Origin of the sequence: Mycolicibacterium parafortuitum (assembly GCF_010725485.1) — a bacterium.
GTDB lineage: Bacteria > Actinomycetota > Actinomycetes > Mycobacteriales > Mycobacteriaceae > Mycobacterium.
The window spans coordinates 1369420-1395752 of record NZ_AP022598.1; the positions used below are offsets into that span (position 1 = coordinate 1369420).

Genomic DNA, 26333 nt, shown 5'->3' on the forward strand with positions numbered 1-26333 from the left:
TAATGCCCGGCGGCGAACTCAAGGTCGACCCCAGCGATCTGTACAGCAAGGCGACCATGATCGAGGGCATCCCGTGGGGTGACGACCCGACTGCCGCCACCGTCGGCGATCCCGACGCACTCTCCGCCACGACGGCTTCGGTCCGCAACCTGGTGAAGAACGCCCAAGCACTGGGCGCAGAGCAGAAATGGGGAATCGCGGAGAGTCGGCGGCTGGCCGAGACGCTGCGACTGGTCGGGAAAGCCTACGAGGACGTCGACGAGGCGTCGCGCCATAACATCGAGGCCTCCATGCCAGGCGGAACCGCAAGTCCCGCACCCACACCCGTGCCTGTCGGGATCAACACCGCCCCGGTTCCGCCGGTGCCCCCGCCGATGCCGTCGTTCGAGGACGTCCCGACCGACGGCGACATCCTCGACCCGATCGAGACAGACGAGAAGCTCCATGGCGGCGACCAGGCGTCGACGCTGCGGTCGGCGGCGGCGGAGTGGACGGCCGCCGCGGGCCGGCTCACCCAGGCGGCACTTCCGTTTGAGATCCGGATGCAGAACTGGGAGGGGGTCGCCGCCGAGGCGGCGTACACGAAGTTCAAGGCGTTCGGGGGGTGGCTTCAGGCGTTGGCCGGCAAATGGACGCAGTTGGCCGCCGAAGCCGAGAAGTTGGCGACTGCCCACGATCAGGCCAAGTCGGCGAACGCGCCGGTGCGCGCGGAGTACGAAGCACTGCGGACTCAACTGCTGTCCGGGCAGACCGACGGCGGTGCCGCGCGCGCCATCCAGTTGAAGATGGAAGCGCTGTATCAGGAGTCGGAGTCGATCCGCGAGGCGTACGCCAACGGGGGACGCCCGACTCCGGTGCAGCCGCCGCAGCCGCGTCCGACGTCGAATGCGCCGTCCTCGCCCGTAACCGGGAATGGCGACCCCAATGCGCGCGGTGTTCCGGCCCGGTCCGAAGACGAAGAGCGCCGGGGCCCTTCGGCTTCCGGCGGAGGCGCTCCGGGCGAACGATCCGGCGGAGGCGGCCAGCCGCAGACACCGCAGCAGGCGCCTGTTTCGGCGGCGTCGGCGACCGATCCCGCAGCGCAGGCAGCCCAGCAGGCCGGCCCGCAAGGCGGACAGCAGGGCAGTCAGCAGGGGGGCGGGTCGCCCGGCGGTGGGTCTCCCGGGGGCGCCCCTGGCGGTGGGGCTCCAGGATTCGGCAAGGGCACCGACCCGAAGCTGCCGACCGGACCAGCGCTCAAACCTGCTGCGGCGGGCGGCGGTTCGGCCGGCGGCGGAGGGGGTGGTGGCGGGGCGCCGTCGTCGCCGCTGCAGCCGGCAGTGGGCGCAGAGACAGTGGCGCCGTCGCCGGCAAGGGTGGGTGCTCCGGTTCCGGTGGCCTCCGCGGGTGCCGGCGGCGCCATGATGGGCGGCGGCATGGGCGGCATGGCGCCGATGCATGGCGCACAGGCAGGTGGCGCGGGAGAGAAGAAGCGCAATCCGCAGCTGTCCACGGACGAGCCGCTTTACGTGGAGGATCGCCCGCACACCGAACAGGTGATCGGGGTCAGGCCGCGGCGCCGGGGAAATCCCGACGACACCAGGAGGGGAGACGCCCAATGACCGATGACGATTTGCATCCGGAAGTGGCTGCGGTGCTGCGGCAGGCGAAGCGTCTGCAATCGTTGATGGACGAGCAGTTGCACAAGATGGAGACCGGGTCGTTCACCGCGGCGGATGACAGCGACACCGTCGAGGTGACGTTGAACGGGCATCACTGGCTCAAGGATGTCTACATCCAGGACGGGCTGCTGCGACTGGGCGCCGAGACCGTGGAGGACCGGGTCAACGAGGCGTTGCAGAAGGCCAACGCGGAGGCGACGGAGGCTATCAACGCTGACCGTGAGCTGCTCGATGCGGTGGTCGCGGAGATCGCGGCGGAGATCACCGACGAGCCGAGGCGCGCGCCGGAATGACCCTCAAAGACAATTCGGTTGCGGGGCCGTCAAATACGGCGCCGGGGTCCGGCGCACCCGTTGGTGCTCTCGGACTCTTACGCTGGTTCAGTCGGGGTCGCTGACGCGATTGGCCTGCCGATGACTATGGAGGATGGGATGACGCGAGTTCGGGAGTGGTGCAAGTGAGTTCACCTCCTGGGCAAGTGCCCCCTCCGCCTGCCGGTCCTCCGTGGGGTCCGCTACCAGCGAGCTCACCGCGCACTTCTCGCGCTACCAAATGGGTTCTCGGCGGTTTGGCGCTGTTGGTTGTTGTAGTGGTGACGGTCGTTGCGACACTGCTAGTCGCCAGGAACCAAACTGGATCCCCCCAAACAGCTTCGGAAACGACGGTCCCCTCCGTTGACATCTCGGCGGTCGCCAGTGCGAATGACAAGGGCCCGGCATCTTTGATCCTTGACGATCCGACCTGCATCTCGTGGGCGCCCATCGCCGATGCACTCGCAGAGCAACAGGCGGACGGCTGGATTGACCGGGATCCGACGATCGATTCCAAGAGGTGGACCACAGAGCAACGCAGGCAGTACGAGGATGTCGCAGATGCGATGCGATTGGCGGCTGATCGAAGTTTGATGCTCGCAGAGATGACGCCTCATAGGGTGATGCGCGAACTCTACGAACAATCCGCCGCCTACTGGCGTGCGTACGCTGACAGGGTTCCGAACTACGAACCAGCTGACGACCACCTTGCGAACGCAGTGTCGGGAACTTCGAACGCTCTCGTCTGGATTTGTTCGGCCATGGAGTCCAAGGCCGCCGAAGCGCAAGCTCCTTTCCTTATCGACGCCGCACCCCCGCTTAAATTCTCCCCTGTCGATGCCATTGCGAATCCGCAGCCATTCCTGGAGATGCGCACGCGTGCCTGCGAGGATTGGCGCGCAACCGTCGCTGACTTCCAAGCGCAAATTGGAGATTGGCTCGCGATAGACCCCAGCATTAGCGCCGATCAATGGACACCTGCTCAGCAAGAGATTTACGTTAGAACCGCGACCATCATGGAAATAAACGCTGGGCAGCTACAGAACATCGGCGTCCAAAGTGGGAATCCCGTCTTTCAGGATTTCGCTACGTTAGCTGCCCAGTACCGGAGGGCCTACATTTCGGCTATCCCGTCCTATCGACCTTCCGATAATTACCTGGCAAGCGCTGCGTCCCAGTTGGTTGCAGCGATTGATGAAGCGTGCACGGCGGCAGGGCCCTAACCGTCGTGGGAATCGCTAAAAGCCCCGGGGAGTTCTCCGAACAAATGACCGTGCCGAATGGCTGGCCATCGATTGACGAGACAGATTTAACAAGGCGCGCGAACGACTTCCTTCTGCTTCGCAACGCTGTACACCACGTTATCGATTCTTGGCATAGCCAACAGGTACAGGTGTTCGACCGCGGAATATGGCGGGGGTCCAGTGCAGACGCCGCCGAGGGTGCTGTGCAGCGCCATACAGCAGCGATGCGCGACATTGCAAACCACCTTGGGAAGGCCCACGCCTACTACAACATGCTCGCCAGGCTCGTCGAGCAGACGAAGATTTCGATCAATCAGGCTTTAGCAAATGCGCACGCGGTCATTGAGTCATTTCGGAGCGATCCTGCACTAACTCCCGCCGAAAAGGAGGCGGCGGTTCAGGCGTGGGTGACCGCTGAGAACGGGAAAAACACTGTAACAGTGCTGGTTTCGAGTGCAGATGTACCGGCATTCGAATCGTGGCTACCCCTATCGGCTGAGATCCCACCGGTGTTCCCACCTGTAGGTACCGCTCCGCCGAACATTAAGGGCGACGATCGAATCGTTTCGCACGGAGGTACCAATCCTGTGTCCCACGCCGTCCGTGGGAACGCACGAAAGTCCGGAGACAGTATCGGTCCAGGGGGAGGGACGCCGCCATATCACCCAGAGAACGCTGGCTCGAACCCCTTGGGCCGAGTGCCGGATACGAATCCCACCCCATCCCCCACCACCCCCAGCACAATGGGCGCCCCCAGCACCCCTTCCGGGACTTCCTCCCCCACAAGCCCACTCAGCACATCCGGCCCTTCATCCTCGGGTGGTCCGAGCGCATCCGGGTCACCCAGCGGCCCGTCGTCGGGAACAGGCTCTCCATCGGCAGCGTCACCGTCCACCGGCGCCTCGACCGCACAACCGTCGAACGCCTCTGCCGCAGGCGCCGGAAAAGCTCAGCCCACCCCGCTGCAGCAGGTGATCAATCAGGCGCCCCCCCTGGCATCCTCTGCTCCGGCGCAACAGCCGACGTCCGCGCCCCCACCGAGCCAGCCAGCAGCCGCAGCTCCGCCCGCCGCGACGACCCCCAGCGGCGCGGTGCCCGGCGTCGCCGGCTCCGGCGGTCCCGCACCAGGTGGCGCCCCATCGCCTCCTGGCGGCCCGCCGCCAGCTCCCCCGGTGCCGCTCGGTCCTCCCACGTCGCCCGCGCCACCAGCCCCTCCGCCACCGGGAGTTCCCGGCTCTGCCGCCGGCTCCGTCGGCCCCGGCGTCGCTCCCATGTCGACGCCCGGCGGCGGCGCGGCTGCGGCACCCATTCCGGTGTCGGCGGCCCGCGCGGAGCGCGACGCGATCCTGTCCGCCTCGACCGCCAATGCGCTGCGGCGCAGGAACAACGGCGGCGACCCGTTGCAGCGCGCCCGGCACATCGCCGCTGCACTGAATGTCGGCGTGATGGACTTCGGATTCTTCTGGGTCACCGCCGTGACCACCGACGGCACCATCGTCGTGGCCAACAGCTACGGCATCGCCTACATCCCGGAAGGCGTCCGCCTACCCGAACACATCCGCATGGCCTCGGCCGACGAATCCGTCCCCGCAGCTGAACGCGCCCGGTGGGCCACCTACCCCATCCTGGCGGTACAAGCCTGGGCGCAGCACCACGACCAACGATTGCGCGCGGTGGTCGCGACCGAGGAGCAGTTCGCCAGCTTCGATCCCGGTGTCCCCAAGATCGTCCTCACCTCGGAGGACATCCCCGACGACGGCACCATGCGGGGCCGCGACCGCCTTGAGGTCATCTCCCCAAGTGCGGCTCAGCTACTCAAGGACACAGGCGATTTCGGATTGAATGACCTGTTGCCTCCGCCGCCGGCCGACCTCGAGTCACCGGCCGACCGGAGCGCCAAGCTGTGGTTCGACGTGACCAAACCCCTGATGAGCACCAATCCCAAGCGCTCGATGGCGCATCTGAAGGCGTTCATCGCTTACGCCGACCACGCCCAGGAGCTCGCCGTCCACCGAGCGCACACCGCGGCAGACCCTGCTGACCAGCGCCGAGCCATCGCCGACTGGGTCTACTGGCAGCACCTCGCCGTCCTGATGAACGAGGCCGTCGCCGCCGATACGCCCGCGTAGGTACCGTCGGTATCGATGACGTTGCCACCTCGCCGACCTACGTTCGGGTCCAGTGATCGCAAGGACCGCATCGTCGGCTCCGGCGCGTTGCTCCTGGCGATACTGATCACGGTCACCACCTTGTGGATCAGCCGCGACGACGAACACTCTTCCCCGGCGACTGACGCGCCCCCACCGTCGCCGACCGCCACTGTCGAGACCTCGGAGTTCGCCAGCGCGCACGACGACGACCCGGTCACCCTCCTCACCCACGAACCCACCTGCGCGGACTGGGAACCCATCAACGAGCGCCTCAAGACCGAGCTGGCCAACGGCTGGCTGGAGCGCGACCCGGCGGTCCCTGCCAGCGCATGGACGGCCGCGCAGCGCGAACAGCACCTCGAAGTCGCCAAGGCGCTGCGCGCCGCAGCCGACGACACCGCCCCGCTGGCCAAGGCAACCCCGCACCGAGTCATGCGCGAGCTCTACGGACAGTTGATCGCCTACTGGCGGAGCTACGCCGACGCGGTCGACCGATACCGTCCGCCCGCCGACCACCTGGCGCTGGCCGCCACCCACGCCGCCGAATCGATCAACGGGGTCTGTGCCGCAATCGATTTCGGCGCCGGGCGGGATCGCAGCCCGCTTGTCGTCCCCGGCCCACCCCCGGTACCCGACATGCCGATCGGTGATCCCGACACCCCGACGCGATACATCACCAAGCCCTCGCCGTTCTGCTCCGAGTGGATCACCATGGTGGCCGACTACGCCACGGCCACCACCGAGTGGCGCGAACGGCACGATCCGAACATCCCCGCCCGCTACTGGTCGCCCGAACAACGCAAACTGGCCGACGACGTCGCCGGCGTGATGGAACAGAACGCCGATCGCGCCCAGCTGCTCGGGCTACTCAGCGGCAATCTGATCGCCGCGGACTTCGCCGCCCTGTCCGCGCAGTATCGTCGGGCCTACGCCGCCGCGCTACCGGATTTCGCCCTGCCGGACATCCATCTCGACAACACCGCGCTGAGGCTTCAGGCGCTGACAAACCAAGCCTGCCATGCGGTTCAGCGGTGATCACCGCGGCGCGGGAATCTCGACACCGTCGATGTTGCGTGCCGAATCCTCGTCGGTGGCGTCGTACTCGTTCGCCGAACTGACCAGGTCCGCTCCGAACTTGCGAGCGGCGACCACGATACCTGCGACTTCCGTAGCCACCGTGGTCTTTGCCGCGATGCAGGCCACGGCGGTCTTGAGCTGCGGCACCGCCGCAGCCGCCTCGCCCAGCGGAGCGTCGGCCTGCAGACTGGCGAACTGTTCGGCGGCTGAGACGAACACCTCACCGGCCCTGCGGAGTTCGCTGGTGTCGACCTCAAGCTTGTCGGTCATAGGTCGATCCTGCTGTCAGATTCGGGAGCGCGATGTCGTCCGGGCCGTTGCGGCTCGCTCTCACGTTCGTTGGCTTCACGTTCCGGCGCGCGCTCGGCCTCCGGTTCGCCACCGGCCGCACCGTCATCCTGCTGCGCATCTGGACCGAACTGGCCCACCAGCTGTTGAATTTGTTGTCCACCCTGCTGGACGCCTTGCATGAGTGGTTGGCCTGCCTGTGAGACGGCCTGCGGCGCTGCGGCTGCGGCCCCCATCATCTGCATCGGGATGCCCATCATCTGGCCCATGACGTCGCCACCAGTCCCACCGCCCGCAGCGGGGTTCGTCGATCCGCCGCCCGGCGGTGTCCGGCCCGCGCTCTGCAGTTCTTCGTGGACCGCGGCCGCAATACGCTGATCTGCCTCCGCATAGGCCCGCGCCGAATCCACGACGTTCTCCGCGGTCGTCGTCGCCTCCGTCTTGATCAGCGGCAGCTGGGTCGTGACCGGGGTCTCGACCGCGGGTATCTGTCTGATGATCTCCACCGACAACGGATCGGTGCCGACGGGCATGAATGGGGCTGGTGCGGCGGGCAATTGACCGGCCGCAGCCGACATTGCGCCGCCTGCGGCAGCCAGCTGCTCAGGATCGACCGACAGCGGCGGTGTTCCGCCTGTGACCATCTCCGCCTCCTAGAATCTGAGGTTCCGCAGAACGTCGTAGACGCCCGCGATCCACAACAACAACGGGATGACCGCAGCGATCGTTGCTCCGTCGAGAAGTTCGAGGATGCGCTTGCTCACCGGCGAGATCCGCCGCACCCCGTTGGTCGCACCAACGATGACGACGGCCACCAAGGCCACCGCCGTGTAGATCGCCAGGAACAACCAGGCCCGCTCCGGGTACCACAGGCACAGCCGCACCATGACCCCCGACGGGATCACCACGGCCGCCGCCAGCAGCGCCCACGCACACCAGCGATCGGCGTACAGCCGGGAGCGGAACCCGCACAGCACGGTCACCAGCCCGGCGACGATCATGCTGTGCACGAAGAAGTGTCCCTGCACCACGATCGCGATCGCGCCGGCAGCCAAGACCAGTGCTCCGGCGGTCAGGAAGCCGATCAGCAGCCGCTTGGCCAGTCGGCTGCGCTCGGTCAACCGCGCCGCGGAGTCGGGCACCGACGCGATGATCGCCTGCCACGTCTCGGACTCCTCCGAGGGGTCGGTGGTGGCGACCGGGTCGAGCAATTCGTCGTTGGTGACCGTCTCACCTGGGGCGGGTATCGGCGGCAGCGCGATCCGCGCGACCGCCACGGTCATCTTCGCCGCGTTGGTGACCACGATCAGCCCGAACGCGATCGCCCCTGCCGGGACCCAGGCGTGCCATCCGTAACCGAACGCGACCGCTGCCATCGTCAGCGCGAGGGCCGACACGGCAAGGAACGCCGCGACCTCCGCTCTTCGCCTGGGTCCACCGCGGGTGGCGAGGACCATCAGCAACACCAGTGCTCCGGCGCCGGCGATCTGTGGGGACCCGAGGAAGGCCACCCCTTCCGGCAGCGGCACCGCCAACACGATGGCGCCCACGAGCGCGACCGCAGAAGCCCCCAGCAGACTTTCGGCGATGTCGAGGTTGCCGAACCTCCTCTGCGCCAGCACGCTGCCACCCAGGAGTCCGACTCCCAGCACGCCCAGCCCCGCGGACCACCACCAGTCGTGCCCGGTCGACGCCCACGACAGGATCGACACGATGGTCAGCAGCAGAGCCGCCAACGGGAAGACGAGCCCGATGAAGCGGTACAGGGCACCGCGGTCGAACTCGGGCGTCTCGTCGAGCACGGCGATCGCGTCGATCACGTCCTCGACGAGCGGGCGGTACCTCTCGGTGCGACTGACCGATACGACGGTGAGCAGCGAGCCGTCCACCACGCCCGCATCGTCGAGCGAGTCCGTCAGCTTGATCGGCGGAGCACCAGGACGAGCGAACGACCACACCCCCTGCGCCCTGAAGTCGAAGCCGCCCAGCACATCTGCCGGGGTATCGGTCAGAATCTCGCCCAGCACGGCGACGGTCTCGTCGACGTAGCTCTCGATCGGTGCGGCCGAGGGCAACACCAGGTCCGTCATCCGCCGACCGGTCAGCACCGTGACCCGGGTGGTCGACGGCCGGCCCGGCGCGGTGCCGGACGTGGTCGGGGCGGTGGCCGTCGCGGTCAACGGCGTTCGAGCCTGTCGAAATCATCCGACAGAGCGGCGGCCAGTTCGACCACCTTGCGGCGGAACGCTTTTCCGAGCAGATCGAGTTGGATCTCAGTGCCCGCTGCGATGTGTTTGTCCCACGGCAGCACGATCACCCTACCCGCGGGGACGTGCCGCTCGAACTGCTGCACGAGGTCTTCGACGTCGATGTTCGGCTTACCCGGCGTCACATGGTTGACCACCACGCACGATCGCCCGAGCAGATCCTGGTAGCCGTTCTGGCGCAGCCAGTCCATCGTGATCGCGGCCTGACGCGCACCGTCGATCGATGCGCTCGCGACGATCACCAGACCTGACACCGTGGACAGGACACCTCGCGCCCCCGGCTGGAACAGCCCGGCACCGCAGTCCGCCAACACCAGGTTGTAGTAGCGCGAGACGATGTCGGTCGCGGAGCGCCAGTCGTCGTCGTTGAACTCCCGCCGCGCGGCGCTGTACTCCTCGGAGGAGAGCACTTCGAGGTTCGACCCGTTCATGCTGGTGTAGGCGCGAATGTCGTTGTAGCGATGGAGTTCTTGGTCGGACAACAGATCAGCGATGGTGGCCGCCGACTGCCTGCCGGCACGGTCAGCGAGATTACCGCCGTCCGGATCGGCGTCGATGGCCAGGATGCGGTCGCCGCGGATACTGGACAGCGCCGAGCCCAATGCGACCGTCACCGCAGTCTTGCCGACTCCGCCCTTGAGTCCGAAAACCCCGATCTGATAAGAGTCGCGCGCGTTGCGCCGGATTCGGGTGAACAGATCGAGTTCGTAGATCTCATCGGGCGACAGGCCGAGGTTGATCCGGGTCATCACGTACACCCAGTGGCGCCAGCCGCGTTGCGACGGCATCTTGACCGCCGACCGGACGCCGACGTGGGCCAGCGCATCGATGGCGCGGTGGTTGCCCATCGATGCTGCGGACGTGGTCTGGGTTTGTGCCGGCACCCGCTGATCGGCGCCGTCCCCGTAGTAATGCGACGGCGGCGGCGCCGGCGCGGTCCTGGGCGCGGGAGGCGGTGGCTGCCGCTGCTCGTGCCGCGCCCCATTCGGCGCCTGCGGTGTGCGCATCATGCCGTTGTTCGGAACGTGCTGGGCCGCACGCGCCGGCACCGGTTGAAGCTGACCGGTCACCTGGCTGGGGTTCTCGGTCTGCCAGGACTGGTGTGACACCGACGCCGTCTGCGTGCGCGCGTGCGCGGCGGGCGTCGGCGCAGACGTATCAGCGGATGGTGCTGTGCCCTGGGGTAGCACGCCGTCGCGACCGGCTGGTGGCAGTTCGCGGTTCGGCTCCTCGTCGACCGTCTGGACGGCGTCCGGGGAGTGGAAGAGCCGGTCATAGTCGGCCGACATGGTTACCTCTCAATGTTCTCGGTGATGGAGCGGGCGGGCACGCCGTGGGCGATGCGGATGGGTGGATCGATCGCCCACGGCGCGCTCGGTGGTCAGACGAACTTTCCCCGGTTGCCCTCGTTGGTCATGAACATGTCCTCGCCGCCCGTGCGGATGGCGTTCGACAGGCTCTTCAGTGCCATGTTCAGCTCTTGGGAGCTGTTGTCCCACCTGTTCTGAACGGTCTGGTAGGCCTCGGAGGCGGTGCCGCCCCAGACCGCGGCCAGCCGCGTCACCGCTGCCTTGCCGTCCTGCAACAGTCCCTCGGTGCGGGCCACTGCTCCCATGATGTCGTCGGCGTCGGTGGCGATACCGGCGAAGTTGTATTCGATTGACATATCAGCTCTCCAAATCTGTTCGGTCGTGGATCAGAGGTCGCGGGACATCTGTGCGGCCAGGCCCTGCGCGATGTCGTCGTCGCGGACGTCGTAGTCGATGCCGCTGCTGTGGACGTTCTCCGAGATCTGCGTGAGCAGGTCGATCTGCTGACGGGCGGCCTCGGAGAACCGCAGCAGCGCGGCCTGCACCGCCGGTCCCGACGCCCCGCCCCTCATGTTGGCCGAGAGCGCCGTCGCGGTTCCCTCGACATTGCCCAGGATCCCCGTCAACTCGCCGGAGATCCGGTCAAAGTTGCCGGCCTCGACGACCAGTTGCGCGGTATCCGCCTGCATACCCGATGACATGTGCTGACCTTTCTGTTGAACCTGTGCTTCGGTTACCTGCGTGCTCGCCTACGGCGAGCCCTCCCGACCCAGGTGGCCGGCAAGTCTGTTGGCGACGTTCACCATTCGTCGTCCTCGTCTTCGCTGAGATCATGATCGAGCGGAGCGGGTACGTTCAGCCCGGGCTTGCTGCCACCGCCACTCTTTCCGCGCTGCCCCAACATGCCCATCGGCCCGCCGCCGCCCATCGCGCCGCCCCCGACCGGGGCGACACCGGCGCCGGCGCCCGAACCCGCCCCGGCACCCACCGCCACCGAGGCGGTGGGCTGCTGTCCGGAGCCGACCAGGCCGGCCATCAACGGCGTCTGCGGCGCAGAGCCCCCGGCACCGGGCAGCGACGCCGCACGGATCAGGCCCGCCCCGGTCGCGGGTCCGCTGCCTCCGATCGCGGGATGGTTGGAGAACGGCGTGGCACCGAGCATTCCGACCTGAGCGCCCTTGTCGCCGTTCATCATTCCGCCGAACAGCGACGACATCTGCTGCAGCGGTTGGCTGAGCTGCTGAAACGGTTGGGTGACCCCTTGCATCATCTGCTGGGGCAGCTGCCCGAGGCTCGATCCGAGCTGGGACACCATCTGCATCCCGTTCTGCATCCCCTGCTGCGGCGCGTCCTGCAGCAGTCGCCCCTCATCGGACTGCGTCTGCATCCTTCCGGCGTTGTGCGCCGTCGCCTCCATCCGTCCGGCCACCTGGTTGGCGGTGTCCAGCTTGGCGGTCGAGCTGACCTTGGCGATGGTCGCGTTGCGCATCACCGCTTCGCCCGCACCGGGTGCGGCGCCGGACATCGCCGTCGCCAGGGCTCCTTCCGAGCCCGTCGGAACGGTGATCGGTTTCGGCGGCGCCACCGGTTCGAACGTTGTGTTGAGTACGGTCTCGGTTTCGTAGGCCGTCATCACTGCGGCGGCCTGATTCCACATCCTGACATAGTCCGCCTCGTTCACCGCGATCGGGATGCCGTTGACACCAAGGAAATTGGTCGCATGCAGGGTCGCGTTGGTGACGTGGTTCAGCTCGATCTCTGGGAGCTGCGGGGTGCCGGTGGCCGCAACAGTCCACGAGCTCGCCTGCGCAGAAGCCTGCAACGCACGCTTGTGGGCCTGCAGCGAGAGCATGCGCAACCACAGCACCATCGGCATCGCGGCCATGATCGCCTGCTCGGCGGCTACACCCTGCCAGTTCTGTGCCAGGGACGCCAGGCTGGAGGCCAGTTCGTCAGCTTGGGTTTCCAGCGATATCGCGAACGCTTCCCAGCCGGCCGCGGCCTGAAGCATCGGCACCGCACCCGCACCCGCCTGCAGGCGCGAGGTGTTGATCTCGGGTGGAAACGCCACCCAAGACGGTGGGACGGGGATACCGATGTTGGCCATGGCTGAAGCAGACTCGAATGAGACGTTTGCCTAGATGAGCGTCGTGCCGATCGCCACGTCGGTCGCCTCGTAGGCCACCGACGATTCGATGACGGCGGCGCCTGCGCGGGCGATCTCCTGCTGGGCCAGCGCGTTGATCCCGAGGGTCTGCACACCCTCGGACGCGAAGCTCAACGCCGCGGTGGCCGAGATCTCGTCGACGCCGGCCGGGGCCAGCGCGCTGACCTCGACGGTCGCCGCCGTGCCGACGCCGAGGCCACGCGCCCCGTTGGCGGTGACCTGTCCGCCGATTCCTGCGGCCGCGGGATTGTGCGCAAGTGGCTGCATTTGCTGTCTCCTCATAGTGTGAAACACATTGATGTATTTAACTTTGGCAAAGATGCTGGCGCAGAATCGCTCACAATTTTTACTGCCCGGACAATAACTATTTGCGAGGGCGCTATTTGATTTGCTGGAGTACCGCTTCACCCATATTAACCGCAATCCGTGGGGGGTCGGGACACTTATTCTTCGGGTGGATCCACATAGGCTGCCTGGATCACTTCCTTGACGTCGGGAGTCACCCAGAACGCCTGCCCGGGGGGCCGCTTCTTGACGACGATCTCCCGCGACGGGAAATCCTGTCGCTCCCCGGACAGGAACATCGTCGGTGTTCCCGACCCGTACGCCGCGCCGACGAACTTGTCCATCGTCGCCCGGCTGGCATGGCTGATCTGACAGGTGACCACCAGGTGCAGTCCGATGTCGGCCGCCGCGGGCAGCAATGGTCCCAGCGGAGCCATCGGCGGCATCATGGCTCCCGCGGCCGTGATCATGTGCCAGTCGTCGACCAGCAGCACGATGTCGGGTCCTTCCCACCACGAGCGCGCCCGCAGCTGCGACGGTGTCAGGTCCGCCGGCGGCAGCCGCTTGGACAAGATCACCGCCAGCGCCTTGATCGACTCCTCGAGAGCACCCTGGTTGCGATTGATCGCTCCGGCCGGGAGCAGGTGGCTCTCCGGGACGGCCTCCAACAGGCCCGACCGATAGTCGGCGATCATGAACCGCACCTGCTTGGGGCTGTTGCGCGCGCAGATCGCCTGGGCGACCGCGTGCGCGATTGTGGTCTTACCCGATTTGGGCGCCCCGAAGATCAACTGATGCGGCGTGCTGAACATGTGGTTGTACGCCACCGTGAGATCCGCTTCCCGCAGGCCCACCGGGATCGTCCAGCGCGTGCGGTAATCGGAGTCGGGCCCGGGCGGGTTCTGATCCATGTCGCGCAGATGAATCCGGCTGGGCAGCACCCGAACCGGCGGTGCCTCGTCGGTGTGACGTGCCGAGATCTCCTTCACCGCGGCGGTCATCGCCGGCACCAGACCCTCGGCGCTGTGCACGCCATCGAGCCGGGGCACCCCGATCATCAAATGGTGCTTCTCCGTCGACACCGCGCGCCCTGGCCGGTTCACCGGAATCTCGCGGGTGACGCGGTCGATCTGAGTCTCGTTGACATCACCGAGCCGGAACTCGATCTTGGTGCCGAGGTAGTCGCGGATCCGCGCCCGCAGCTCCGTCCACCGCGGCGTCGAGATCATCGTGTGCACGCCATAGGCCAGACCCTGCCCTGCGATGTCCTGCACCGTCGGTTCCAGCGCGTCGAACTCCGCCGCGAACGCCGGCCACCCGTCGATCACCAGGAACACGTCGCCGAACGGGTCCGCCGACGCCGGATGGCTCGGGTCCTCGCGCATCGCGCGGTAGTCGGCAACCGAGCCCACCCGGTGTTGCTTGAACATCTGCTCACGTTGTCGTAGAACGGTTTTCACCTCGGCGACGACGCGGTTGACCCGGTCGGGCTCCGCACGGGTCGCCACGCCTCCGACGTGTGGCAGGTCCTCGACGTACATCAGGCCGCCACCTCCCATGTCCACGCAGTAGAACTGGATCTGCCGCGGGGTGTGCGAGGCGGCGGCCGACAGGATGAATGTCTGCAGCAGCGTCGACTTGCCGGTCTGCGGAGCGCCGCCGATCGCGATGTTGCCTGCCGCCGTGGTCAGGTCGATCCCCCACACCTCCTGGCGGTGTCTGCGGGGCTCGTCCATGACGCCGAGACCGACCCGCAACGGGCGCCGCTGATAGTCACGGGCGACCAGTTCGTTGACCGGCGTCGGCTGGGCCAACGGCGGCAGCCACATCCGGTAGGCGTGGTTCTCCCCGGTGGTCAGCTGCTCGAGCACCACCTCGCGCAGCACCTTCTGCCCGGTGTCGATGCTCATCCGAGCACGCTCGCGTCCAGGATCGGCGCCGTGGTGAACCGATGGATACGAATGCTGTTGTCTGCGTGCGCGCGCGGAGCGCCGTCGTCGTCACCGGGCCCGACCACCGTCGGCGCGTACGGGTTGCCGGTGTACACGCTCTGGAATTTCACGGGATCCTCCATCCCCACCCGCAGGAAGCCGACACCGCTCTCCTTGTTGGTGATGTACTGCGCCTCCGGCGTGCCGATCACCGCCTTGGATTCCGCGGAGCTGGTGGTACGCAGCGCGATTCGGTAGGTCAGGTTGGGTTCGAGTTTGTCGATCCGAGTGCCGCCGGTATTGAGGGACTGGGTGGCCAGCAACAGATGTACCCGCAGGGATCGGCCCACTCGGCAGATCCGATCGAACAACTGGATGAAGTCGGGGTGGTTCTGCAGCAGCTCGGCGAACTCGTCGACGACGACGAACAGCGTCGGCAGCGGTGGAAGATCCGCGCCACGCTCCCGGTGCTTCTCGTACTCGGCGACACCCGAGAGCGCACCGGCCGCACCGACCTCGATACCGGCCTGGCGCAGGATCGACTGCCTGCGGTCGAGCTCACCGGTGAGCACCTCACCCATGCGGCTGACGAGTTCGGCCTCCTCCTCCATGTTGGTCACCACCGCCGCGGTGTGCGGAAGCTTCTCCATCCCGAGGAATGTCGACCCACCTTTGAAATCGGTCAGCAACAGGTTCACCTGGTCGGGATGGTGGGTTGCGGCCAGCGACAGGATCAAGGTGCGCAGAAACTCCGATTTGCCGGAACCTGTGGTGCCGATCAGCATTCCGTGCGGGCCCGCACCGAACTCGGCGCCTTCCTTGATGTCGAGGTACATCACGTCGCCGGTCTTGAGCTCATGCCCGAACGGGATCCGCAGCCGGTCCCGGTCGCTGTCGGCGAACATCCGCCACCGCGCCGGGGTCACCTCCTCGACCGATTTCGCGCCCACGATCTCGTGCCACTCGGTGGCAACCTTCTTCTGGACCCGGGTGCCCTTGTCGATGATGGTTCCGGTGATCGACCATCCGGCGAGCTTGCGCGCCACACGCTCGGCCTGCCCCGGGGTCATCTGGTCGACATCACCGGCGACCAGCCGGAACGATGCGCCGGGCAGCTTGTCGTCGGCGGTGCCGTCGGCGGCGTTCACCCGGATCCGGTAGGTGGACTTGTGGTTGCCGAGCGTGATGACCGTGACGCCGGAACGTCCGTCCATCGGGAATCCCGCTCTGCCGCCGGTCAAGTCGATCACGATGACGTACGGTCCGCTGGGTGTCGCATCGGCGGTGTGGGGTCCGCGCGCGGTCAGGTCACCGAGCGCGTCCGGACGAGTGAACACCATCCGGGTGTGGCCCGCGGCGTCGGTGTCCGAATCGTGCTGCAGGTGCGGAAGCCACTTGAGCCACGCCCACATCGGGTCCTCCGGGTCATCGGTCAAGACCCGCATCTGCAGCATGTCCGGCGGATGGAACACCGCCAGGTGGCAGATCATCGCGGTGAGGAGCTGCGCCGCGCCGCCGGGGTCGCCGCCGACGGCGATGGTGGGGAAGGTCTTCAGCTGCACCAGCTTCGGGCAATCGTGGATCAGGCCGTGGGTGCGAAGGAACTTCGTGACCCACATGTGGCTGACCGGCTCGAGGTGCGGTTGCGGCGCCCCGGCCGGACCGGCGAGTTCGGCGCCGACGGACGGCTTGAGCAACCGGTCGACGGCGGGTTCTGAGCCCAGACCGATCCGGGCGGCCGCGTAGAAGTCGTTGTTCGATGCCCGCGACCACTGCCGGTGCGTCCCGATCAGGGACAGCAGGTCATCGGGATGCGGTGCGTGGTAATTGAAGAACGCGACTTGTGCGGCCGCCGAGGACGTGACCCGGGTGCGCAACCCCGCCAGGTACCTCAGATACTCCTTGCGGTCGGCGTTGATCTCGGGCATCTTCTTGCCACCGCCTCCACCGCCGGCCATCATGCCGACGGCGCCCATCACCACCATCATCGGCATCATCAGCATGTACGGCGAAAAGCTGCGCAAGCCACCGAAGATCAGGATGGCGATCATGCCGAGCATGCAGCCGCCCATCACCCACGGCAGCGCCTTCTGCATGCCTGATGGCGGGATGTCGACCCCGAGATCCTCGGGCGGGGTGACGTTGATCTCGCCCGGGGTCAGCCGCGGCCCGCGCTTGATGATCGGCGTGAACTTCCGGGTCGTCATCGCCCACCTCCGTCACCGGCCGCGGTCGCGGACTCACCACCGGCCCTGCGCGGATTCGGGTTCGGCGGCAGCGTGTCATGTTCGACGAGTGCGCCCTGCTGCGAGAGCACGGGGCCGTCCACCAACAGGCCCACCACCTGCCACGGTGCTGTGGCCGGTGCCGTCAGCCCCAGCTTGGCAGCGGTCTCCTGATCCGGCAGGCCGTAGCGGACGCCCTGCGGGTCGATGTAGTACAGGTTCTCGCCGTATCGCGGGTCCGGCGACTGAAGTTGGATGTACTGGCCGCCGCCGATGTAGACCGTCGCATCGCCGGTGATCTGGTCGATGCCCGTGGTCAGCGCGGCAGGCGGCAACGGGAGGCGGCGCCCGGCGATCACGGAGATCTCGGGAGCCTGGTCACCGGCGACGCGCTGCCACGACCAGCACAGCGTCGGAAGCTGTTCACGCGACAGCACATCCATCGGCACATCCGGCAGCGGGGAGCCGTACACCTGCTCGGGCACCCGGGCCACGGCGCTCGATTCCATCCCTGGCGGCTCGACCAGTCCGTAGGAGTTCGTCGCGCGCAGCGCGGCGGCGGTGGTGTCGTTCACCTTCGCGACGCCGGTGGGCAGCACCACATGGTGCTGGGCGTCGGCGCGGTCGTCCGGACCGGTCATCGTCGCGAACACCGAACCGATCACCAGCTGCGGCGGCAGCCCGAGCGTGTTCGGGGCACCGGCTCCCGGGATCGCGGGCAGCCGCCAAGGACCCGCGTCGGGCAGCGCGTTGAACAGCCCCTCCGAGATCGGAGTGGGCCGTGCGGTCACCGGGATCCCGACCGCCGAGGTCACCGCACGGTCGGCGAGGTCGATCAGGTGCCTGCCCGCGGCGGTGACGAGCCAGTTCTGGTTCTCGTAGGTGACGAGCATGCCCTGCTCGGGCCGCATCTCGCCGACGGTCGCGTCCAGCGCCAGCGGGGTGACCAGGACCGAGGACTCCACGGCGGGCGCCACGCTGTCGGGCTTGATCACGGTGTCGCACAGGCTCCACTGCGAATCGGCGGACGACGACACCGGCGTCGCGTACGGTGCGCCGGGGATTCCGACCGGCTGCCCCTTCGGCATCGTGTTCAGCTCTTCGGATTTCACCGCAACGGGCTCCTTGCCGTCACCGAGGATCAGCCGTGCCGAGGTCAGGTTGTACACGGGCCGCAGCTGGGCGCTGTTCGGCAGCACGAGGTAGAGCTGGTTGGTCGAGCGATCGACGAGCAGGGTGTCCTCGCCGCGCTTGCCCAGCGGTTTGAAATAGGCCAGCAGGACCGCACCGACGCATATCAGCACCGACAGGACGATGCCCGCGGTGACCGCGCGGCTGTAGAACTGCAACGGATCGTCGAACATCCGGGTGTCGCGCCGCACGATCGCGTGCTCGACGCGGCGGAGCAGAAACCGCCAGCCGCTGACCTGAACCTTGGTGGTGAGCCTGAATCCCGCCACGCGTCACCCGAGATTCAATCGGGCGTGCACGGAGGTGATCGCGGCGTCGATGTCGTCGCCGGTGATCTCGCTGAGCGTGTCCACGTCGAGGTTGTCGAAGTCCAGCGAGCGGGCCAACCGCATGTCGCGATTCTGTTCCCCGGCCTCCACCAACTGCCGGGCATATCGGCCGTTACCTGCGATGTCGAGTGCCGGTTTGCCGTTCGTGGTGCTCTGCGTCAGCAGGGTAGCGGCGTCCAGCACGTGCTTGGCCGCGTCGTCACTGAGGCTCGAATCGTTGCCGGCCGCAATGACCTTTGCGATGTCGACGATCTCCTCGGGGGAATAGGAGTCGAACTCGATGCGGGTCGCGAACCGCGACCGCAGACCGTCGTTGCTCTCCAGCAGCCGGTCGATGTCGTTGCTGTAGCCGGCGATGATGACGACCAGCCGGTCACGGTCGTTCTCCATCCGCGCGAGCAGAGTGTCCAGCGCCTCGGTGCCGAACGGGTCGGCACGTCCGTCGCGCTCCTGCACCAGGGTGTAGGCCTCGTCGATGAACAGCACCCCATCCATCGCACGGTCGATGGTGCGCGCGGTCTTGGCCGACGACTGTCCCTCGTACTCGGCGACGAAGTCCTTGCGGGAGGTCTCGACCAGTTTCGGTTCGGCGATGACCCCGAGCCCGGCCAGGATCTGCGCGACGACCCGCGCAATGGTCGTCTTCCCCGTTCCGGGAGGGCCGGTGAAGATCATGTGCTTGGACGCCTGGGCGACCTTCATCCCGCGCGCGGCACGCACTTTCGCCATCTGAGTGGCCGCGCGGTAGCGCTCGATCTGCTCTTTGACCCTGGTCAGGCCGATCTGGCGGTCCAGCTCGGCCTGCGCTTCGGTCAGCATGCTCTCCCGGCCGGAGTTGTCAGCCTGTGCGCTGGCGGGATCCCACAGGTCGCGGCGCGACGCGATCTTGTCGGCTGTGGTGGTCTGCAGCCGGTACGACGTATCCCGCAGTGCCGCAGCCACGTCGGGCGACGGGTGGGAGGCCTGCAGCCATTCGAGCAGGCGCACCGCGGCGTCTTCGTTACCCAACCCGCGATAGGCCATCGCCGAGTACCACGCAATCGCGCGGTTACAGGCCTGGGCGGCGGGCCCCGAGTTGGCTTCCACCAGACGCCGCTCGGCCTCGGTGAACAGACCGAGGTTGGCTGCGGCGACGCCGTGGGCCACCAGCGCCGCACCGGTCAGGAACTTATCCGGCCAGGACGATGCGGTGCGCACCTGATCGATGACATCGCTCCAGCGTTCGGCGGCCGCGTAGATGACCGCCTTGACCCACGACACCAGATGCTCGCCACCCGCGGCCGGAGCGGTGTCGAGCGCCTCCATCGCGTCGGCGTAGTTGCCCGCCGCCGCCTCGCTGACCGCGAAGCTCAACGTGATCGACAACGGCGAGTTCACCGGATAGGTAATGTCGCCGAACATTCCGCCGATCGGCACCCGGGCGCCCAGGCTGTTCATCGACACCTCGGCGGCGCCGGCAAGTTGGCCGAAGTTGTTGCGCGAGTACCACGCCCGGAACATCGTGACCCGGTCGGTGTCACCGCAGCGGATCCGGCCCACCCACGCATCGCAGGCGGCTTCGTCGAACGTCGTGATCTCGGTGAACAGTTCGAGCGATCGGGCCTGCGCGGTGGGCAGCAGCCCCACCGCGGTGCCGAAAACACCGGCGAGTTGGTCAGTCATGGTCACCTATGTAACGGTTCATGAACAGCTCGGCGCGGGCTGTGCGAGCCTGTTCCGGAGTGGGCAGATTCAGATCCCGGGCAAGGAAGTCCCGGGTCGCCACGCTGTCGTGGCCCTGCTCGCGCATCCCGTCGAGCATCATCGTGTATTGGGCCGATCTGGCATCCTGGGTTGCCAGGCCGGCGATCACGACGATCTCGTCGGCGAGCATGACCTCGCTGAGCGTTGCCGCGCCGGCCGACAGCTCCACGTCGTGGACACTGCCGTCGATGTAGGTCGTGACGGTCACGGTGCCGGGCGGATTCGTGACGGTGAACATCGGCATACTTGCCTCGGAGTCCGCGGAGTCCGGATAGGCATCCGAAGACGGGTAGTCACCGAGGATTTCGCTGAGCTCGCTGTCGGCGTGGCTCATGTCGGCGGCAGGCAGGTCGAGCGCCGCCAGGTCGTAGAAGTCCCCGTCCTCGGTGAAATCCGAAGAGTGGGAACCGGGCGGGGGTTTGGGCACCGTGTCTTCGCCTTTCCTAGTACGCGAAGGAGTGGTGGCGCTCCGGTGCGCCGACGTCCTTGTGCTCGAACCATGATGCGGAGGGCAGGAATTCGACGAGGCCGTCGAGCGCACGTTGCAGGTTCTCCTGCGTGCCCGGCAGGAAGCTTCCGTACAGTTCGCCGTTGACGCGCCGCGGAATCGACACGATGCGGCCGTGTGAGCAGTCCAGCACACCGGCGCCGACGCCCGCCTCGGAGTGCGTCCCACCCGGATGCCGTTCGCCGGCGGTGATCTCCACCCAGCTGTGCGGTGCGGCGATCGCTTCGGCGTAGATCTTCGCCGAGTGAGGCGGCTGGCCGTAGCCGCTGAGCTGCTCCGCAGTGCGGGTCTCGGCCAGGGCGCTGACGATGCCGGTGAGCGGCTCGACATCGGCCGGCGTCCCGGCGCCGATGACGACCGTCAGCATCGCCGCAAGCCCGATCTGCGGCGCGACCCGTTGCAGGACCAGCATCTGGTCGTCGCGAGCGGCGACGACGTGCCGATCACCCTTGCGGCACACCACGAATCGCACCATCTTCTCGCCGTCATCGCGGCGCCACCATCGGCAATCCAGGGTCCGGTCGGCACGGCTGAGCGTGTCCACCATCGCCGCCACCTCGGGGTGTGGGCCTCCGTGGGCATCCAGGATTCCCTGTGCCGTCAGGTCGCGCGTCACCTGATCCCAGACGAGCGTGCGTTGGTCCTCATAGGGGATGTTCGGTCGGATTCCCAGCGCCGGCGGAAAGTCGACGAGTTGCAGGCGGTCGGCGATGACAAGCATCCCGTCGATCGTGACCTCGACCCCCACCACATCGTCGTAGTGGGTGGGTTCGAGGTTCCGAAACAGCGGTCCGGTCACCACAGAGCGCCTCCCCCGGGATCAGGCATTGCTTTGCCACACCCCCTTGGAACATCGATCTGGACCATCTGGCACATCCCTTCCTCGGGGGACTGTACCAGCGGTATTGGAGGGTCAAGCACACTATTTTTCCCGATCGCGGCCCGCTGCATGCACTGCGTGGAGAAACTGCGTGACCGGCGAGTTTCGCTCTGCACCAGGGTGTTTGACGTTAGCGAAAATTTTAGGCCGACGTTCACCGCTTTCGGACGCCCGGCCCGATGCCTGCGCACAACGGTTGCGACAAAGCATCCGTCGGGTTCCCCGCCGACCCTTCGCAGCCTGGATGGACTTGTTTGCTGGGGTAGGAGTACGGCTAGGCTTGAGGAGTGACAGACCGCGACGAGACCCTGCGGACCGAGCAGATGCCCACCACCGCCCCGCCGGACTGGACACCGCCCACCCGCCCGGTTCCACCGGTCAGTCAACCTGGCCATCCCCCGCTGCAGCCGTGGCCGCCACAGCCGGGCCCGACCACGCCTGCGCAACCGACGATGCCACCGCTACCGGCGAGCTACGCCGACGGCATCCGCTCCCAGCAGTTGGTTCCGACGCCGAAGGTCCTGCCCGGTCACGGTTGGCGGCTGGCGGTCTACAAGGCCACGTTCGGCCTCGTCAATCTCGGTCCGTCCCCGCAGGAGCGGCGGCTGGCCGCTCTGGAGGCGGCCGTGCGCGGTCCGCTGCGCGGGCATTTCAAGGTCGGGGTGATGGGCAAGGGCGGTGTCGGCAAGACCACCGTGTCGGCCTGTATCGGCTCGATCTTCGCCGAGCTGCGCCAGGAGGACCGGGTGATCGCCGTCGACGCGGATACCGCGTTCGGCAAACTGGGCAGCCGCGTGGACCCGAAGGCGCAGGGATCGTTCTGGGAGCTGACCTCCGATCAGCATCTTGAGACGTTCGCCGACCTGCGTAACCGTCTGGGCCACAACGCTTCCGGCCTTTACGTGCTCGCCGGCGAAGCCAGCCCCGCGCGCAGGCGGGTGCTCGACGCCGCGATCTACCGCGAGGCGATGGCCCGGCTGGATCGGCATTTCTCCATCGCGATCGTGGATTGCAGCTCGACGATGGATTCACCCGTCACCCAGGAGGTGCTGCGCGATCTCGACGCGCTCGTGGTGGTGTCGTCGCCGTGGGTCGACGGTGCCGCCGCCGCGGGCCAGGCATTGGACTGGCTCACCGCCCGTGGGATGACCTCGCTGCTTCAGAACACCGTCGTGGTGCTCAACGACAGCGACGGGCACGCCGACAAGCGCACCAGAAGCATTCTTGCCGAGCAGTTTTCCGGCCACGGCCAGCTGGTCGTCGAGGTGCCGTTCGACGGGCGGCTGCGCCCGGGCGGCGTGATCGGCGGCAGCGCGCAGATGTCTCGCGCCGCCCGCCGCAAGCTTGTCGAGGTGTGCGCGGCGCTGGCCAGCTTCTACCCGACCCAGGACGATCACCACCGCGACCGGCGCTGACGCATCAGATCTGGCTGATGAGGGCCTCGATCGCGGCGGCCTCGGCTTGCGAGATCGGCTCTCCCGCTTCGCTGTGCTCGATGGCCTGCTCGGAAACACCTGCCGCCTGGGCGGTTTCGAGCACAGTCAGGTTGGCGCGGCGGCGCGCGGCGTAGAGCCGATGCCCGAGCGTCGCGCGCGGCGCGCGGGCGGCGCGCATCATCAGGTCGTCGTACAGGCCACGCACCGTGCTCAATGCCTTGATCAGGGTCGGCGTCACCCGGCCGATGCGGGCGGCGCGGGACGCCACCGCCTCGAGCTGGCGCAGATCGGTCAGGATCGCGGTGACCCGCGGGATGAACGTGTCGTCGTCGGGGCCAGGCAGCGCGGCGACGGTCGCGTCGAACGCGTGCACCGCGGTGATGACCGCCTGCGCGATCAGGGACACCTCGTCACCGCTGGGCTGTAATGTCTGCGCCGGCTGCGCCGAGGTGGTCCGCACCGGTTCGCCGCGGCGCAGTGCGGCGATGGCGCCGGAGGGCCACTGCAGGATCTCTTCGAGCCGCGCGCGGGTGCGCTCCCGCGGCCAACTGCGGCCCTTCTCGAAGGCGATCAATGCGCCGGCGTTGATGATTCCCTGAGCCGCCAGGCTCCGCTGGCTGATGTTCAGTTCACGCCGTCGCGCCGCGGCCGCCGATCCCGCGCGAACCATGCCGGGATCCGGCGCACCGATCGCTCCGTCGATCGGTTCGGCGTTGGTCATCTACCCGGGGTCCCTCGTGCGGTCTGGCGCGGCGCGGTCATCGTACCGAGCTATGTATCACGGCCGGCGATGCGGTTACCGAAGCAGCGCCGCACCAAAACTACATCATCTCGGCGGTCTATACCGTAACAATGCGACGGAATTGTGGCAGACTTCGCTCCGGCGCCCAAAACCGTAGCGCTGTCATTTAGCGACGTCAGGCGTATTGGCGTTGCGCGCACCGTAGTAAGGCGCGGGACTCTGATCCGCAATACCGCAGCACTAACTGTTGCAGCGCTACGGTTTGGCGGTTACGTTGTTCGACATCGCGGCGGAGACCGCCGGACCGGACGAGAAGGAGCGACCGATGAACGCCAAGTCGTGGGATGAGACGCCGATCGGCGAGTGCACGCGGGATCCCGAGCGGTGGACCACAACGGCTGATGACGACGCCAAGAAGATCTGCCGGTCCTGCCCCCGGCGGTGGCTGTGCGCCCGCGAGGCCTACGAGTCGCCGCGCGCGGAAGGCCTCTGGGCGGGGATCTACGTCCCGGAGTCCGGCCGCGGCCGGACTTTCGCGCTACGTCAGCTCAAGTCGCTGGCCGAGCAGAACGGCTACCCCGTCGGCACCCGCCGGGTGTACTACGCCGATATCGCGTGACGCGAACCGAGCTATCCCGAGCAGGAATACATCCCCGCACCCGTCGGTTACATGATGCGACGGTGCCGAGCATGCCCCGGGCCCCATCCACAAAAGTCGCTTCGAGCGACCACTCGCCGAGAGGCGCAGGCGGCACCGTCTCACCACACTCACCACGTGTCGACGAACCGGCTCCCCTCGGGGGCCGGTTTTTTCGTCCCCGCCGCCGCCAGCGTCGACGCGATCACCGCGCGGGTATCCGCCGGGTCGATCACGTCGTCGATCTCGAAAAGCATCGCCGCGTTGAGCGCCTTGGCGTTCTCCTGCGCCGCGGCGGTCGCCGCCGCCACGCGGGCTTCGCGCTCGGCCTCGTCGGGAATCGCCTCAAGCTCCTTGCGCAGCCCCAGCCGCACCGCGCCCTCCAGGCCCATCGGCCCGAGGTGCGCACCCGGCCAGGCCACCGTCAGCACCGGTTCGTGCAGGCTGCCGCCGGCCATCGCCTGCGCGCCCAATCCGTACCCGCGGCGCAGGATCACCGCGATCATCGGCACCCGAAGTGCGGCTCCGGCCACCAGCATTCGCGAGGCGCGGCGCACCAGGGACTCGGCTTCGGCGGCCGGCCCGACCATGTAGCCCGGGCAGTCGATCAGGGACACGACCGGCAACCCGAACGCATCGCAGAGCTGCAGGAAGCGGGCCGCCTTGTCCGATGCGGCCGCGGTGATCGCGCCCGCGGTGAACCGGGTGTCGTTGGCGATGATCCCGACGGGTCGTCCCTCGATCCGCGCCAGCGCCGTCACCATCTCCCGCGCGAACCGCGGCCGCAGGAAGGTCACCGAATCCTCGTCGGCGAGGGTCTCGATGATCGGCGCGACATCGTAGGCGCGGCGGGCGCGTTCGGGCACCGCGGTGCGCAGCGCCGACTGATCAGCGGCGCTCCAGGTGCCGACCGCTCCGTGGAAGTACCCGATCAGCCGTTTCGCGACAGCGACCGTCTCGGCTTCGTCGTCGACCAGCACGTCGACGTTGCCGTTGGGCTCCTGCACCGCCATCGGGCCGACGGCGTCGGGCGCGACATCGCCGAGCCCGCCCCCGGCGATCATCGCCGGACCTCCCATGCCCAGCGACGCATCCCGGGTCGCGACGATCAGATCGGACGCGCCGGCGATCACCGCGTTGCCGGCGAAGCAGCGGCCCTTGACCACCGCGATGCGCGGCACCAGCCCGGACAGCTTGGCCCACAACGCGAATGCCCTGGTGTCCAGTGACGACACCGCCGGGTAGTCGGTGTCGCCGGGGCGACCTCCCCCGCCCTCGGCGAAGAACACGGTCGGCAGCCGCATCCGCTCGATCAGCTCGAACAACCGGTCCTTCTTGCGGTGGCCCAACCCGCCCTGCGTCCCGGCCAGCACGGTGTAGTCGTAGGACAACACCGCGCACGGGTGTCCGTCGATCCGCGCGGTCCCGGCGACCAGCCCGTCGGCCGGGGTGCGCGCGATCAGGTCCTCGACCTCGCGGCGCATCCGTTGCGGGGCGATCGCGAACCGGCCGTACTCGACGAACGAGCCGTCGTCGACCAGATCGGCGACGTTCTCGCGGGCGGTGCGCCCACCGGCGGCGTGCCTGCGGGCCACCGCATCGGGGCGCGCGGCGTCCTGGGTCAGCGCGCGCCGGCGCGCCAGCTCGGCCAGGTCGTCGCGGATCGGCTCCTGCTCAGGCATCGAGTTTCGCGATGGCCGTGGCGATTTCGTCGAGCAGCGCATCGACCTGGCTCGCGTCGAAACCGCGCTTGCCGAACGGCGGCTTGTTGAACCGGACGTTGCGCACGTCCTGGGCGCTCAGGTGTCCGCGGCCCTCCAGGCGTCGCGCGCACAGCGCGAGGAAATCGGTGACCGCCTTCTCGTTGTACCCGCGCTTATTCCAGGGCGGCTTCTCGAAGGTGATGGTGCGCAGGTACTCGGCCGTGACGGTGCCGTCGCTCATGGCGCCA

General features: G+C 67.6%; 24 protein-coding genes. 7 read left to right on the forward strand and 17 right to left on the reverse strand.

Annotated elements, in window-relative coordinates; genetic code table 11:
• Positions 1–2 precede the first annotated feature (2 nt).
• From NTM_RS06395 to NTM_RS06420, 5 genes are all read left to right on the forward strand, one after another.
• The gene (locus NTM_RS06395; RefSeq protein ID WP_163765812.1) at positions 3–1601 is read left to right on the forward strand and encodes a PPE domain-containing protein; all 1599 of its coding nucleotides are present in this window, start codon (positions 3–5) and stop codon (positions 1599–1601) included.
• Positions 1598–1954 (forward strand): YbaB/EbfC family nucleoid-associated protein, encoded by a 357-nt coding sequence (locus NTM_RS06400; RefSeq protein WP_163765813.1) that lies wholly within the window; start codon positions 1598–1600, stop codon positions 1952–1954. Before NTM_RS06395 ends, NTM_RS06400 begins: the two co-directional genes overlap by 4 nt.
• Before the next feature lie 275 nt (positions 1955–2229).
• The gene (locus NTM_RS06405; protein ID WP_163765814.1) at positions 2230–3195 is read left to right on the forward strand and encodes an ESX-1 system-associated protein; all 966 of its coding nucleotides are present in this window, start codon (positions 2230–2232) and stop codon (positions 3193–3195) included.
• A 1292-nt stretch (positions 3196–4487) separates the two neighbouring features.
• Positions 4488–5345 (forward strand): EspK C-terminal domain-containing protein, encoded by an 858-nt coding sequence (locus NTM_RS28790; protein ID WP_163765815.1) that lies wholly within the window; start codon positions 4488–4490, stop codon positions 5343–5345.
• 15 nt (positions 5346–5360) lie between these two features.
• Entirely contained in the window at positions 5361–6401 is a 1041-nt protein-coding gene (locus NTM_RS06420) for an ESX-1 system-associated protein (RefSeq protein WP_163765816.1), read from the forward strand.
• Here the strand turns inward: NTM_RS06420 and NTM_RS06425 are convergent, their stop codons facing one another.
• The 14 genes from NTM_RS06425 to NTM_RS06490 form a co-directional block, all read right to left on the reverse strand.
• Positions 6402–6713 carry a WXG100 family type VII secretion target gene (locus tag NTM_RS06425; RefSeq protein WP_163765817.1) on the reverse strand — a complete coding sequence of 104 codons (312 nt, stop codon included), beginning with the start codon at positions 6711–6713 and terminating at the stop codon, positions 6402–6404.
• A complete protein-coding gene (locus NTM_RS06430) occupies positions 6710–7375 on the reverse strand; it encodes a hypothetical protein (protein ID WP_163765818.1) in 666 nt (221 codons plus the stop codon). The genes NTM_RS06425 and NTM_RS06430 overlap by 4 nt, the downstream gene beginning before the upstream one ends.
• A 9-nt stretch (positions 7376–7384) precedes the next feature.
• Positions 7385–8911: a type VII secretion integral membrane protein EccD gene (eccD, locus tag NTM_RS06435; protein ID WP_163765819.1), complete on the reverse strand. Its 1527-nt coding sequence runs from the start codon at positions 8909–8911 to the stop codon at positions 7385–7387.
• Positions 8908–10287, reverse strand: coding sequence for a MinD/ParA family ATP-binding protein (locus NTM_RS06440; RefSeq protein ID WP_163765820.1), 1380 nt, complete (start codon positions 10285–10287; stop codon positions 8908–8910). Before NTM_RS06440 ends, eccD begins: the two co-directional genes overlap by 4 nt.
• 92 nt (positions 10288–10379) lie before the next feature.
• On the reverse strand, positions 10380–10664 hold the full coding sequence (locus NTM_RS06445; RefSeq protein ID WP_104864380.1) for a WXG100 family type VII secretion target: 285 nt from the start codon (positions 10662–10664) through the stop codon (positions 10380–10382).
• 30 nt (positions 10665–10694) lie between these two features.
• Complete coding sequence (locus NTM_RS06450; RefSeq protein ID WP_232079630.1) at positions 10695–11009, reverse strand: WXG100 family type VII secretion target; 315 nt, start codon at positions 11007–11009, stop codon at positions 10695–10697.
• A 98-nt stretch (positions 11010–11107) separates the two neighbouring features.
• The gene (locus NTM_RS06455; RefSeq protein ID WP_163765821.1) at positions 11108–12415 is read right to left on the reverse strand and encodes a PPE family protein; all 1308 of its coding nucleotides are present in this window, start codon (positions 12413–12415) and stop codon (positions 11108–11110) included.
• 30 nt (positions 12416–12445) lie between these two features.
• Entirely contained in the window at positions 12446–12742 is a 297-nt protein-coding gene (locus NTM_RS06460) for a PE domain-containing protein (RefSeq protein ID WP_104864382.1), read from the reverse strand.
• 176 nt (positions 12743–12918) lie between these two features.
• A complete protein-coding gene (gene eccCb, locus NTM_RS06465; RefSeq protein ID WP_163765822.1) occupies positions 12919–14670 on the reverse strand; it encodes a type VII secretion protein EccCb in 1752 nt (583 codons plus the stop codon).
• Positions 14667–16898 (reverse strand): type VII secretion protein EccCa, encoded by a 2232-nt coding sequence (gene eccCa, locus NTM_RS06470; protein ID WP_104864384.1) that lies wholly within the window; start codon positions 16896–16898, stop codon positions 14667–14669. Before eccCa ends, eccCb begins: the two co-directional genes overlap by 4 nt.
• Positions 16895–18376: a type VII secretion protein EccB gene (eccB, locus tag NTM_RS06475; RefSeq protein ID WP_163765823.1), complete on the reverse strand. Its 1482-nt coding sequence runs from the start codon at positions 18374–18376 to the stop codon at positions 16895–16897. The genes eccCa and eccB overlap by 4 nt, the downstream gene beginning before the upstream one ends.
• A gap of 3 nt (positions 18377–18379) precedes the next feature.
• A complete protein-coding gene (gene eccA, locus NTM_RS06480) occupies positions 18380–20098 on the reverse strand; it encodes a type VII secretion AAA-ATPase EccA (protein ID WP_163765824.1) in 1719 nt (572 codons plus the stop codon).
• On the reverse strand, positions 20091–20606 hold the full coding sequence (locus NTM_RS06485) for a hypothetical protein (RefSeq protein ID WP_179963898.1): 516 nt from the start codon (positions 20604–20606) through the stop codon (positions 20091–20093). The genes eccA and NTM_RS06485 overlap by 8 nt, the downstream gene beginning before the upstream one ends.
• A gap of 16 nt (positions 20607–20622) precedes the next feature.
• A complete protein-coding gene (locus tag NTM_RS06490) occupies positions 20623–21486 on the reverse strand; it encodes an ESX secretion-associated protein EspG (RefSeq protein WP_232079631.1) in 864 nt (287 codons plus the stop codon).
• Between the two features lie 368 nt (positions 21487–21854).
• On the opposite strand from NTM_RS06490, the gene NTM_RS06495 reads away from it, so the two are divergent.
• Positions 21855–22982: a MinD/ParA family ATP-binding protein gene (locus NTM_RS06495; protein ID WP_232079632.1), complete on the forward strand. Its 1128-nt coding sequence runs from the start codon at positions 21855–21857 to the stop codon at positions 22980–22982.
• A 4-nt stretch (positions 22983–22986) separates the two neighbouring features.
• On the opposite strand, the gene NTM_RS06500 is transcribed toward NTM_RS06495, so the two are convergent.
• On the reverse strand, positions 22987–23724 hold the full coding sequence (locus tag NTM_RS06500) for a helix-turn-helix domain-containing protein (protein WP_163765825.1): 738 nt from the start codon (positions 23722–23724) through the stop codon (positions 22987–22989).
• 346 nt (positions 23725–24070) lie between these two features.
• Between NTM_RS06500 and NTM_RS06505 the strand changes: the two genes are divergently transcribed.
• Positions 24071–24364, forward strand: a complete 294-nt coding sequence (locus NTM_RS06505; protein WP_083142780.1) for a WhiB family transcriptional regulator — start codon at positions 24071–24073, stop codon at positions 24362–24364.
• A 149-nt stretch (positions 24365–24513) separates the two neighbouring features.
• On the opposite strand, the gene NTM_RS06510 is transcribed toward NTM_RS06505, so the two are convergent.
• Together NTM_RS06510 and NTM_RS06515 are read right to left on the reverse strand one after the other, a co-directional pair.
• Positions 24514–26064: an acyl-CoA carboxylase subunit beta gene (locus NTM_RS06510; protein ID WP_163765826.1), complete on the reverse strand. Its 1551-nt coding sequence runs from the start codon at positions 26062–26064 to the stop codon at positions 24514–24516.
• Positions 26057–26326, reverse strand: coding sequence for a DivIVA domain-containing protein (locus NTM_RS06515; protein WP_104864389.1), 270 nt, complete (start codon positions 26324–26326; stop codon positions 26057–26059). Before NTM_RS06515 ends, NTM_RS06510 begins: the two co-directional genes overlap by 8 nt.
• Positions 26327–26333: the final 7 nt, after the last annotated feature.

Bases quoted from the DNA above. Each gene is read 5' to 3' on its own strand.
- NTM_RS06395 (WP_163765812.1), top strand. From the start codon at position 3: ATGCCCGGCGGCGAACTCAAGGTCGACCCCAGCGATCTGTACAGCAAG.
- NTM_RS06400 (WP_163765813.1), top strand. From the start codon at position 1,598: ATGACCGATGACGATTTGCATCCGGAAGTGGCTGCGGTGCTGCGGCAG.
- NTM_RS28790 (WP_163765815.1), top strand. From the start codon at position 4,488: ATGTCGACGCCCGGCGGCGGCGCGGCTGCGGCACCCATTCCGGTGTCG.
- NTM_RS06420 (WP_163765816.1), top strand. From the start codon at position 5,361: ATGACGTTGCCACCTCGCCGACCTACGTTCGGGTCCAGTGATCGCAAG.
- NTM_RS06425 (WP_163765817.1), bottom strand. From the start codon at position 6,713: ATGACCGACAAGCTTGAGGTCGACACCAGCGAACTCCGCAGGGCCGGT.
- NTM_RS06430 (WP_163765818.1), bottom strand. From the start codon at position 7,375: ATGGTCACAGGCGGAACACCGCCGCTGTCGGTCGATCCTGAGCAGCTG.
- NTM_RS06440 (WP_163765820.1), bottom strand. From the start codon at position 10,287: ATGTCGGCCGACTATGACCGGCTCTTCCACTCCCCGGACGCCGTCCAG.
- NTM_RS06445 (WP_104864380.1), bottom strand. From the start codon at position 10,664: ATGTCAATCGAATACAACTTCGCCGGTATCGCCACCGACGCCGACGAC.
- NTM_RS06450 (WP_232079630.1), bottom strand. From the start codon at position 11,009: ATGTCATCGGGTATGCAGGCGGATACCGCGCAACTGGTCGTCGAGGCC.
- NTM_RS06455 (WP_163765821.1), bottom strand. From the start codon at position 12,415: ATGGCCAACATCGGTATCCCCGTCCCACCGTCTTGGGTGGCGTTTCCA.
- NTM_RS06460 (WP_104864382.1), bottom strand. From the start codon at position 12,742: ATGCAGCCACTTGCGCACAATCCCGCGGCCGCAGGAATCGGCGGACAG.
- eccCb (WP_163765822.1), bottom strand. From the start codon at position 14,670: ATGAGCATCGACACCGGGCAGAAGGTGCTGCGCGAGGTGGTGCTCGAG.
- eccCa (WP_104864384.1), bottom strand. From the start codon at position 16,898: ATGACGACCCGGAAGTTCACGCCGATCATCAAGCGCGGGCCGCGGCTG.
- eccA (WP_163765824.1), bottom strand. From the start codon at position 20,098: ATGACTGACCAACTCGCCGGTGTTTTCGGCACCGCGGTGGGGCTGCTG.
- NTM_RS06500 (WP_163765825.1), bottom strand. From the start codon at position 23,724: ATGACCAACGCCGAACCGATCGACGGAGCGATCGGTGCGCCGGATCCC.
- NTM_RS06505 (WP_083142780.1), top strand. From the start codon at position 24,071: ATGAACGCCAAGTCGTGGGATGAGACGCCGATCGGCGAGTGCACGCGG.
- NTM_RS06510 (WP_163765826.1), bottom strand. From the start codon at position 26,064: ATGCCTGAGCAGGAGCCGATCCGCGACGACCTGGCCGAGCTGGCGCGC.
- NTM_RS06515 (WP_104864389.1), bottom strand. From the start codon at position 26,326: ATGAGCGACGGCACCGTCACGGCCGAGTACCTGCGCACCATCACCTTC.